This window comes from Janthinobacterium sp. JF4, assembly GCF_059617925.1.
In genome coordinates this window covers 47,396-57,368 of record NZ_JCAQAV010000037.1, presented here as the reverse complement: position 1 = coordinate 57,368, position 9,973 = coordinate 47,396, and the positions used below count along the sequence as shown (strand labels likewise).

General features: G+C 63.5%; 9 protein-coding genes. 2 read left to right on the top strand and 7 right to left on the bottom strand.

Features of this window, described 5'->3' with window-relative positions; genetic code table 11:
- Positions 1 to 112: 112 nt before the first annotated feature.
- From AC54AF_RS21780 to AC54AF_RS21765, 4 genes are all read right to left on the bottom strand, one after another.
- A complete protein-coding gene (locus AC54AF_RS21780) occupies positions 113 to 1,723 on the bottom strand; it encodes a bifunctional aspartate transaminase/aspartate 4-decarboxylase (RefSeq protein ID WP_496638196.1) in 1,611 nt (536 codons plus the stop codon).
- A gap of 56 nt (positions 1,724 to 1,779) precedes the next feature.
- Complete coding sequence (aspT, locus tag AC54AF_RS21775; protein ID WP_496638195.1) at positions 1,780 to 3,468, bottom strand: aspartate-alanine antiporter; 1,689 nt, start codon at positions 3,466 to 3,468, stop codon at positions 1,780 to 1,782.
- 56 nt (positions 3,469 to 3,524) lie between these two features.
- Positions 3,525 to 5,207: an aspartate-alanine antiporter gene (gene aspT / locus AC54AF_RS21770; protein ID WP_496638194.1), complete on the bottom strand. Its 1,683-nt coding sequence runs from the start codon at positions 5,205 to 5,207 to the stop codon at positions 3,525 to 3,527.
- A gap of 262 nt (positions 5,208 to 5,469) precedes the next feature.
- A complete protein-coding gene (locus tag AC54AF_RS21765; protein WP_496638193.1) occupies positions 5,470 to 6,339 on the bottom strand; it encodes a substrate-binding periplasmic protein in 870 nt (289 codons plus the stop codon).
- A 248-nt stretch (positions 6,340 to 6,587) separates the two neighbouring features.
- Here AC54AF_RS21765 and AC54AF_RS21760 point away from each other — a divergent pair, with 248 nt between their 5' ends.
- Complete coding sequence (locus AC54AF_RS21760) at positions 6,588 to 6,851, top strand: heavy-metal-associated domain-containing protein (protein WP_496638192.1); 264 nt, start codon at positions 6,588 to 6,590, stop codon at positions 6,849 to 6,851.
- Positions 6,852 to 6,871: 20 nt separating this feature from the next.
- Here the strand turns inward: AC54AF_RS21760 and ubiT are convergent, their stop codons facing one another.
- The 3 genes from ubiT to ubiU are packed head-to-tail and all read right to left on the bottom strand — an operon-like array spanning position 6,872 to position 9,363.
- Complete coding sequence (ubiT, locus tag AC54AF_RS21755) at positions 6,872 to 7,399, bottom strand: ubiquinone anaerobic biosynthesis accessory factor UbiT (protein WP_131686755.1); 528 nt, start codon at positions 7,397 to 7,399, stop codon at positions 6,872 to 6,874.
- Between the two features lie 20 nt (positions 7,400 to 7,419).
- Complete coding sequence (gene ubiV, locus AC54AF_RS21750) at positions 7,420 to 8,316, bottom strand: ubiquinone anaerobic biosynthesis protein UbiV (protein ID WP_496638191.1); 897 nt, start codon at positions 8,314 to 8,316, stop codon at positions 7,420 to 7,422.
- A gap of 9 nt (positions 8,317 to 8,325) precedes the next feature.
- Positions 8,326 to 9,363: a ubiquinone anaerobic biosynthesis protein UbiU gene (gene ubiU, locus AC54AF_RS21745; RefSeq protein ID WP_496638190.1), complete on the bottom strand. Its 1,038-nt coding sequence runs from the start codon at positions 9,361 to 9,363 to the stop codon at positions 8,326 to 8,328.
- A 161-nt stretch (positions 9,364 to 9,524) separates the two neighbouring features.
- Between ubiU and AC54AF_RS21740 the strand changes: the two genes are divergently transcribed.
- Complete coding sequence (locus tag AC54AF_RS21740; RefSeq protein WP_496638189.1) at positions 9,525 to 9,941, top strand: hypothetical protein; 417 nt, start codon at positions 9,525 to 9,527, stop codon at positions 9,939 to 9,941.
- Positions 9,942 to 9,973: the final 32 nt, after the last annotated feature.

Genomic DNA, 9,973 nt, shown 5'->3' with positions numbered 1-9,973 from the left:
AGCTTACGGCGGGACTTTCACCCACAGGAGTGCGCCCATGCTGGGCGCACCCACATAAAAACGGGCGCCTCTTGCGGGGCGCCCGTTTCACTCAGACCAAGCGGCTAGCGGCTTACTTCTTCGCCTTCTTGCCGCCCTTCTCCTTTTCCTTTTCAAACACGGCAAAGAACTCGGACGCCATGTTGCGGATGGCGCGGCCGATGTTGGCGTAGTCGTATTCGTTCAGGTTGGCCAGCGACACGCGGCCGGACGGATGCGTGGTGCCAAAGCCGCGCCCCGGCAGCAGGATGACGCCCGTTTCCTCGGCCAGGCGGAACAGCGCTTCGTTCGGCTTCAGCTTTTTCAGCAGCCACTGCGAAAACTCCACGCCATGCATCTGCGCGGCCAAGGACTCCATGTCCAGCAGGTGGTAGTAGCGCACGGAGTTGGCGTCGTGCACCATCGGCAAGCCCAATTCGCGGTACAGCGCTTCCTTGCGGCGCAGCACGATGCGCTTCATCGACTGCTTGTACTTTTGCTCTTCATCCATCAGCGAGAACAGCGAGAACAAGGTCATCTGCGCCTGCACGGGCGTGGACAGGCCGGCCGTGTGGTTCAGCGCCACCGTGCGGCTGTCGGCCACCAGGCGGTCGATGAATTTCAGCTGGCGCGGCTCCGTGGTGATCGAGTGATAGCGCGCATCGAGCTGCTTCTTGATGGTTTCCGGCAACTTGGCGATCTTGTCGTCGAGCACATTGTTTTCATGCGTGGCCACCACGCCCATGCGCCAGCCCGTCGCGCCGAAGTATTTCGAGAACGAATACACGAGGATGGTGTTGAACGGACAAATGGCGAACAGCGAGACGAAATTGTCGGCAAAAGTGCCATACACGTCATCGGTCAATATGATCAGGTCCGGGCGCTTCTTGATGATCTTGGCGATGTATTCCAGGGTCTCGTCATCGATCTTGACGGACGGCGGATTGCTGGGGTTGACGAGGAAGAAGGCTTTCACTTTCGGATCGAGCAGCTTGTCCAGTTCCTTCTTGGTGAATTGCCAGTTGTTCGATTGCGGCGCATCGACGTGCACGGTGTTCAGCTTGTAGTCGTTGAGCTGGGGAATTTCGATGTAGGGCGTGAAGATCGGCATGCCCAGGGCGATCGTGTCGCCTTCCTGGATGATGTGGTTCGATTTCAGGCTGGCGAACAGATACGTCATGGCCGCCGTGCCGCCCTCGACGGCGTACATGTCAAAGTTGCCGATGAATGGATGGTCGCCGATCATTTCGCGGTGGATATACTGACCGACGATTTTCTCGGACAGGCGCAGCATGCGGTCCGGCACGGGGTAGTTGCAACCGAGAATGGCTTCGCACATCTCATAGATGAAGTCGCCTGCGCTCAGGCCCAGCTGGTCGCGCACGTATGACACGGCCGCCTCGATGAAGTGCACGCCGGGCGTGCCTTCGTGCTGGCGCACGAAGATTTCAAAGCGCGCCTCGATGCCCTCGCGCGTGGGAAAACCACCCACGTCGTCCATGTACACATACGAACGCTCCGCTTCCGTCATGGCGAACTGGCCGAACTGGAAGAAGCCGTGGCGTGGGGTGGTCGCCAGGAAATTCGGGTTGCCGCGGCCCGCGTTCAGCATCAAACGGTTGCTTTGCTTGGCCGTCTGGATCAGCGCATCCTTCAATTCGAAGGGGCTCAACAGGGCGAGTTTGCTTGGGTTACTGAAATCCATTTTTGCTACTCCTTATAGACGGACAATGTTGAAGGTTCTTGCACATACATGCAGACTCAGACGAAGGCCACGATCAGCGGCCCCAGCAAGGTCAGGAAAACGTTGGCCAAGGCATACGTGATGGCGAACGGCACGGTGGGAATCGAGTTTTGCGCCGCGTTCAGCACTTCGCCGAACGCGGGATTGGCGCTGCGCGAACCGGACAAGGCGCCCGCGAAGATGGCGACGTTGTCATAACGCAAGATGTAGCGGCCAATCAGCATGGTCAAGATCATCGGCAGGATGGTCACGACGACGCCCACGCCAAACAGGGTCAGGCCGTGTTCGCGCACGGTTTGCACGGCTTGCAGGCCGGACGTGAGGCCGACGACGGCAACGAAACCGGCCAGGCCCAGATCCTTGAGGATTTGCACGGCGCCGCTGGGCATGTAGCCAAACGTCTGGCGCTTGGCGCGGAACCAGCCGAATACCAGGCCCGACAGCAACACGCCGCCGCCGCTGCCCAGGGTCAGCGGAATCGAGCCGATGCGCGCCACCAGCAAGCCCACCAGCAGCCCGACGACGAGGCCGGCGCCCATGTAGACGAAGTCCGTCTTGGCGCTCGGCACGATCATGTAGCCCACTTCGGCCGCCACGCGCTTGACGTCCTGCTCGGCGCCATAGATGGTCACCACGTCGCCCGTCTGCACAACGGTTTCCGATTGCATGGGCAAGATCTTGCCCATGCGGCTCAGCTGGACGACAAAGATGCCATGGCGCACGCCCGGCGCCGTCGCATTGCGGATTTCGCCCACCGTCTTGTTGTGGTAAGCCTTGTTGGTCAGCACCATGTCGCGGCGCTGCATGACCAGCTCCATGCCTTCGACGGCGTGCAATTCCTTGCCCAGCTGCGAAGAGACGCTGAGCATGGCTTCGCGCCGGCCCACCAGCAGCACGATATCGTCGGCCGCCAGCACCAGGTCCGGGCTGACGTCGATGATCTGGCCATTGCGTTTCACGCGCTCGATGGTGATGGCCGTGTTCGGATGGGCGCTTTCGATCTCCGCCACGGATCGCCCGGCGCCCGGGCCCACGTCGTAGATGCGGCCGATCAGGTCGGGCGCGGCCGGCGTCTGGCCCGGCCCCAGCACCTGCACGCCCGCCTGCAGCGCCGTTTCCGCCTTGATCGCATCTTCGCGGATGGTGCGCCCCATGAGTTTCGGCAAGATGTTGACGCAGACGATGATGGCGCCAAACGAGCCAAACACGTAGGTGACGGCATAGCCGACGGCCACGTTGCCCTGCAGGCGCGCCACCTCGTCGGCCGCCAGGCCCAGCTTGGTGATCGCGTCGCCGGCCGTGCCAATGATGGCCGACTGCGTCAAGCCGCCCGCCGCCACGCCGGCCGCCAGGCCCTTGTCCAGACCAAAGACCTTGGCCATGATGACCACCGTCAGCAGCGCCGTCACGGCCAGCACGACGGCCAGGATAATTTCGCGCACCGACTGGCGGCCCAGGGAATTGAAGAACTGCGGCCCGCTTTCATAGCCGACCGCGTAAATGAACAGCGCGAACAGCACCGACTTGACGCCGGGATCGATGGCGACGCCTACCTGGCTGACGAGGACCGCCACCAGCAGTGAACCGGCAACCCCGCCCAGCTGAAACGAGCCGAACTTGATCTTGCCGATGTAGTAGCCCACTGCCAGGGAGAGAAACAAGGCAATTTCGGGCGACTTCTTGAATAACTCATGCAACCATTCCATACAGACCGCCTTTCGTGTTGAAGGAATTCTTTACTGCCTGTGCTCTTGCAAGCTGCTCATGCGTGGACGGAGCCGGCCAGGGCCACGATGAGCGGCCCCAGCAGAGGCAGCACCACGTTCGAAATCGCATAGGTAATCGTGTAGCCCAGCAAGGGCGTGGAATTGCCGGCAGCGTTCTGCACGGCCGACAGGGCCGGCGTGCTGCACTGCTGGCCGGCAATGGCGCCCAAGAGCACGGGCGCTTCCAGCTTGAGGAAAAAGTGGCCTACCAGCAAGGAGAGCGAGGCGGGGATGACGGCGATCAATACGCCCATCAGCGGCAGCGACAGCCCGTACTGGCGGATCAGATCGATCGCCTGCGGTCCCGAGGCCAGGCCCACGCAGGCGATGAAGGTGGCCAGGCCGATATCCTTCATCATGTCGAGCGCGCTGGGCGGGATGCCCTGCATGCCCGGTTTTCTCGCCTGGTACCAGCCGAACACGAGGCCCGTCAGCAAGGCGCCGCCGCCCGTGCCCAGCGAAAAGGGGATGCCGCCCAGCTTGGCACTGAAGCCGCCGATATACACCCCCAGCACGATGCCGATGCTGGCGTAGACGACATTGCTGCGATCGCCGGTGGGCACGCGCTTGCCGATGGCGGCCAGCGCCGCATTCAGCTCGCGCCCTTGCGTCGTGCCGTACAGGCGCAGCACGTCGCCGCGCTGCAGGGCCATGTCCGGCAGGGGCGGCATGCTGTATTCGCCACGCACGACGGCCGCCACGTGCACGCCGGAGGGCAAGGCCAGCTGGCGCAAGGGCTGGCCGACCAGCGATGCTTGCTGCAGCAGCACTTCCACGGCGGAGACGGCCATGTTCAAGCCCGTCGTGTCGGCAAATTCCTCGCCCAGGATGGCTTCGGCCGCCACCAGCGCGGGACGGTGGCCGATCACCAGCACTTCGTCGTTGTTGCGCAGGCGCAGCGCAGGTTCCAAGGGCAAGACCTTGCCATGCCGGCGCACGCGCGTGATGCTGGCGCGGCCCGCGAAAATATGCTGCAAGGCATCGAGGCGGCGCCCCGCGCCGCGGCTGATGCGGTAGGCGCGGCCCACCATGTCCGGCGTCGCCTGCACCCCGTCGCCATCGGTCTGCGCGCCGCCCATCTTTTCCCATAATTTATCCGCTTCTTCGCGCAGGTTAACGCGCAGCAACAGCGGGAAAATCTGGCTGGTGGCGATGACGATGGCGATCAGGCCGAAGATATACGTGATCGAATACGCGGTGACCACGTTGGCCTGCAACTCGGCGATGCGGGCGGCCGGCAGTGCCAGCTTGGAGATGGCGTCCGTGGCCGTGCCGACGACGGCCGACTCCGTCGCCGCGCCCGCCATCATGCCGGCCGCCGTCCCCTGGTCCAGGCCCAGGAAACGCGTGGCCAGCAGCACCAGCGCCAACACCACCACCACTTCGATCAGGCAGAGTATTCCCAAGCGCAAGCCCTTGGCATTCAGATTGGCAAAAAACTGGGGACCGCCCGCATAGCCGAGGGCAAAGATGAACAGCATGAAGAAGACATTCTTGACGCTGGCGTCCAGGGTGATGCCCAGCTGGCCGATCAGCAGCGCCGCGATCAGGGTGCCGCACACGCCACCGAGCTGGATGGGACCGAAGCGTATCTGCCCTACCGCGTAACCGAGCGCCAGCGCCAGGAACAGGGCCAGTTCCGGCACCTGGTGCAATACGGACGTGATCGAATCGAGCATGGGAAAACCTTCGAAAAGATAACGGATGGTTACAAGGGAACGGGGCGTTCAGCGGCTGACGGCAGCTGGCTGTTGAACGGGCGCACGGCTTCCCGCGCAGCACTGGCCATGGAGGCCCGTGCTGGGGAAAGGTTGCAACGTGGAATCATGTTCGGTGAAAATTTTACAAGTGTCAACAGGTGTTCTGTTGAACTCGCCTTGTGTTTCAGCAAACATCCTGCGCACGATTGAAGCGGCTATTTGACACTGATCAACAATACTATTAGTAATGTTTTGGACGATACCAAAGTGCCTTGCGCGCCAGCGGCGTCTCCTTCGGCAAGTCGGGATTGGCCAGCTCCAGCACATACCGATGGGACAGCTTCAGACCCTGCGCGAGGTGGCCGAAATGTCGCTGGAACAGCTGCGCGAAACTGCCATCGGCAAGCATGGTTTCCAGTCCCGTTTCAATGTGGCGGGCCAATTCCGGCCGGTGCTTGCCGACAAAAAAGTACAACGCGGCCGGGTAGCGGATGACCAGGTGGGCGTCGAGTGCCAGCGGCAATTGCGCATGACTGGCCAGCTCGCTTTGCGCCTCGATCACGGAACGGGGAAAGTAGTCGATGCGCCCCGCCGCCAGTTGCTGGAACAGGCCCTCATAGGTACTCGAGGTATCGAGGCGCAAGCCATTCGCCTGCAGGATGGCGGAGTCGGGCCAGTCGCGCATCTGGCCGGCCGACAGCCGCGCCAGGGCGGCGATGCTGCGCACGTCGCGCAGCAGCTGCGGCTGGCGCGCCTGGATCAGGGCCACGCGCCAGCCGATCAAACCGCGGTCGATGGGAATGCGCACCGGCAGCAATTGCGTTTCGCGCGCGCGGCTCGTCATGGTCCAGACGACATCGACGCTGCCCGACGCCATGGCGATTTCCTGCATCGCGCGCGTCTGCACCATGCGCAGTTCGGAGCGGCGCAAGACATAATCCTGGCCCGAACGCGCCAGCGCCTGTTGCAGCAAGGCCGTCACATAACCTTGCTGCGGATCATCGAGTGCCTGGTGGCGCGGATACACGAGCGGCAGCGGCGGCGAGGTGCCGGCGGCGGCCACGCCCAACGGCCACAGCGCGGCGAACTTGAGCAGGGGGCGGCGCTGCATGGCCCCGCCTTTCCAGCGCTTGCATAGCGTTCTTATCAGGATGGCAGTATCGCGCAGCAGAGCACGCTTGTCGACTGGAATACGGCAACTGTGTATAAAACACCAGCAGTTTTGGACTGAGCAGGAGAGGCTGGAATTAATCCAGATCAACAAAACCGCAAATACAAAATAAATCTTGCGTGCTGCTCTGGACGGCATGCATACCCCTCGCCTACGCTGTTTTTTTATCTGAAAAACAAGAGGAACCCATGCAGACAGCGCGCTTGAATATTATCGGGATGGATCACGAAGGCTGCGCCGACAGGTTGACGGGTGCGCTCGAAGCCGTCACCGGCGTGGCCACCGTGTGCGTCTCGCTGGCGCGCCACGGCGCCACGGTGCAATTTGACGAACGGCTGGCCACGCAGGAACGCCTGCTGGCCGCCGTCAACGACGCCGGTTTCATGGGCGAGGCGACGGACGAAGAACAGCTGGGCTCGTGCAGCGGCGCCTGCGGCCACTGCCGCCACTGAACGCTGCCGCTCTTTTCCGCTCAGCCTTCCCGCGCGCCCCGGTCGCGCAGATGCGCCAGCACGCGGCGCGGTCCCAACGCCTGCAAGTCAAACGGCGGCAACTCGATGGCGTCGAGCGTATTTTTGAACAGCAGGCCCAGTTCCGTATCGCCTTCCAGGCTCAGGCGGCGGCTGAAGAACAGCGTGTCCGGATCTTCCTGGCGCCGCGCCAGCAGCATCAGATCATGCACGCTGGCGGCGATGCACAGGTCCGGCACGTCGACATAGCGCTCCGCCACGAACACCGTGCCCTGCCACTCGAAATCGAAGGCGATGCCCGCATCGAGCAGGCGCAAGCGCAGGCTGCGCCCCTCCAGGCTGCGCCGCACGTCGTCGGGCAATTGCGGCGCCAGCAAGCGGTTCAAGCCTTGCACGAACAGCCAGGAGGCGGGATACGGCGGCAGCTTGGACAGCAATTCGGCCAGCGGTTCGGGCAGCCGGTACGACATGGCGGGCTTGCTCATGGCGGGCTTGGCCGGGACGGGCAATCTTTCCAGTTGATCTTGCATGGTGCTTCCTTTCGATGCGTTCAATGAGCGGCGTGCTGTTCCATTCCGGGCTGGCCGTGCCAGTAGCCGTCGCAGGCGCCGGCCGGCTGGCAGGCCGCCAGCTGGGCCTGAGCGCCAACGCCGCTGACCTGGCCGCGGCGGGCGCGGTCGAAGGTGGCGATGACTTGTTCCGTGTGCATGGCCTGCGGGCTGATGCGCGCCACCGCCACACCCATGTCGCGCATGGCATCGAGTTCGCGCACCAGGTTGTAGACCAGCGCCGACTGCGTCTGCGTGCCATTCAGCACGAGGAAGGGCACTTCGTCGCGCGTGCGCAGCAGCAGGCCGTCCGGCTCTTCCAGGCAGCTGTAGCCGCAATCGTCCTTCGGCAGGTTGCGGTTGCGCGCCGTGAAGCAGCGCGCGGAAAACGCCAGCGGCATGCGGCCGTAGGCGAATACTTCCGTCTCCAGCCCTTCCGGTTTCTGGCGCTGCATCTCGGCCAGCGCCGTCTGCCCCATTTCCAGCGGCATCACCCAGCGCCGCGCGCCCAGGCGCGCCAGCAGTTGCAGGCTGGGGCCGTTGAACAGGTTCAAATGGGGGCCGGCGACGAAGGACGTGCCCTTTTCCATGCAGTGCACGGCGCCCATGTCGTTGGCCTCGACGCCGTAGCGGCCATTGCCCGTGATGCGGCGCAGGGTCGCCAGTTCCGCGCCCGCCTCGATCAGCGCCTGCGTCGACAGCACCACCTCTTTGCCGGCAGCGGCCAGCATGTCGGCGATATCGAGCCAGTCGGCCAGGCGCACCTCATGCCGGCGCGAGCACACGGTTTCGCCCAGGTACACGACATCGACGGCGCTGCCGGCGATCTGCTGGTAAAACTCGAAAACGGTGGCGCGCGGCCAGTAGTACAGCAAGGGACCCAGTGAAAGCTTCAGCATGTTCATCCTCTATTTCCAAGATCTATGGTAAGCACCTAAAGTGTGCTGCTGGCCCTCGGCCAACTTGTCCATGGCCGCCATCCAGCCCGGCTTGACGGCGTAGCGCGCATTGCCTTCGCGGCAGGCGTCGATCGCTTCGCGCCACACGCGCGTGACTTGCGCCACGTAGGCGGGACTGCGCTGGCGCCCTTCGATTTTCACGGCCCGCACGCCCATGGCGATCAGTTGCGGCAGCAGCGCCAGCGTATTCAGGCTGGCCGGCTCCTCGATGGCGTAATACTCTTCGTCGTTGACTTCGAAACGCCCCTTGCACAGGGTGGGATAGCTGGCGTTTTCGCCGGGCGCGTAGCGGTCGATCAGCACGCCGTTCAGGCGCGATTCGAGGCCGTTCGGCGTTTCCAGCCAGCGCACGGATTTCGCCGGCGAGCACACGCCGTGCGTATTCGGCGCCTCGCCCGTCGCATACGACGACAGCGCGCAGCGCCCTTCGACCATCACGCACAGGCTGCCGAAGCCAAAGACCTCGATCTCGACTTCCGTCTTGGCGATCAGCTGCTCCACCTGCGCCATCGACAGCACGCGCGGCAGCACGGCGCGGGCGATGCCGAAGTGTTCGCGGTAAAAATTGATGGCCTCGTAATTGGTGGCCGAGCCCTGCACGGACAGGTGCAGGCGCAGCTGCGGGTGGTGCTCGCTTGCATACGCCATCAGGCCAGGATCGGCCACGATCATGGCGTCGATGCCGGCCTGCGCGGCGCGGTCGATGGCGCTGCGCCACACGGCCCAGTTGTGCGGCTGCGGATAGGTGTTCAGCGCCAGCAGCACCTTGCGTCCATATTGATGGGCGTAGCGCACGCCTTCGGCGATGGCCTTCTCGTCGAAATTGAGGCCGGCGAAATTGCGCGCATTCGTGGCATCGCGAAAACCCAGGTACACGGTGTCGGCGCCATTGTCGACGGCCGCTTTCAAGGCAGGCAGGCTGCCGGCGGGGCAGACCAGTTCCAGCGGTCCGGCCACGCGGGTGGCGGTGGTTGATTCAAGCATCATGATGTTCACAGTCCTGTATCGGCTCAGGGTGCAGACTATAGCCCCGCCCATACCGCCCAGTCCTTGACGCAGGTGAAGGAATGCATGCATGGCTGGCGCGCGTTCAACTTGCTTGACCTGGCTGTAAAATGCCCACTTTTCTCCCTGTCCGATTGCCCGCCATGACCCGCAAACCGCTGCTGATTTTCCTGCTCACCCTGTTCCTCACCGCGCTGCAAGTGCAGTGGGCCGGCCCGGTCGATGGCTATGACGCAGGGACCATCTCCGTGCTGTCGCCGGAGGTGCTGGGCGCGTATCCGGGCGTGCTGCTGCTATTCCTGCTGGCCGTGTTCGCGCGCCGCCAAATGCCGCTGCTGCGTCAGGCTGCCTTCTGCACGGGCCTGCTGGCCGTCTATTGGCTGCTGGCGAACTACGTCACCTTCGACGCGCGCGTGGCCAGCTGGAGTACCTATTCGCCGCTGGAAATCTGGGCGCACGTGCTGCCCGCCTCCGTCGCCAGCATCGCCGCCTGCGGCGCCGCGTTCTTTTGCGCGAGCTGGCTGATCCTGCGCGAAACGCGCTGGAACAAAACCGGCTAAGGTGGTTTTTTCACCTGCATCAAGGATTCGTC

Bases quoted from the DNA above. Each gene is read 5' to 3' on its own strand.
- AC54AF_RS21760 (WP_496638192.1), top strand. From the start codon at position 6,588: ATGCAGACAGCGCGCTTGAATATTATCGGGATGGATCACGAAGGCTGC.
- ubiU (WP_496638190.1), bottom strand. From the start codon at position 9,363: ATGATGCTTGAATCAACCACCGCCACCCGCGTGGCCGGACCGCTGGAA.
- AC54AF_RS21765 (WP_496638193.1), bottom strand. From the start codon at position 6,339: ATGCAGCGCCGCCCCCTGCTCAAGTTCGCCGCGCTGTGGCCGTTGGGC.
- AC54AF_RS21740 (WP_496638189.1), top strand. From the start codon at position 9,525: ATGACCCGCAAACCGCTGCTGATTTTCCTGCTCACCCTGTTCCTCACC.
- aspT (WP_496638195.1), bottom strand. From the start codon at position 3,468: ATGGAATGGTTGCATGAGTTATTCAAGAAGTCGCCCGAAATTGCCTTG.
- ubiT (WP_131686755.1), bottom strand. From the start codon at position 7,399: ATGCAAGATCAACTGGAAAGATTGCCCGTCCCGGCCAAGCCCGCCATG.
- aspT (WP_496638194.1), bottom strand. From the start codon at position 5,207: ATGCTCGATTCGATCACGTCCGTATTGCACCAGGTGCCGGAACTGGCC.
- ubiV (WP_496638191.1), bottom strand. From the start codon at position 8,316: ATGCTGAAGCTTTCACTGGGTCCCTTGCTGTACTACTGGCCGCGCGCC.
- AC54AF_RS21780 (WP_496638196.1), bottom strand. From the start codon at position 1,723: ATGGATTTCAGTAACCCAAGCAAACTCGCCCTGTTGAGCCCCTTCGAA.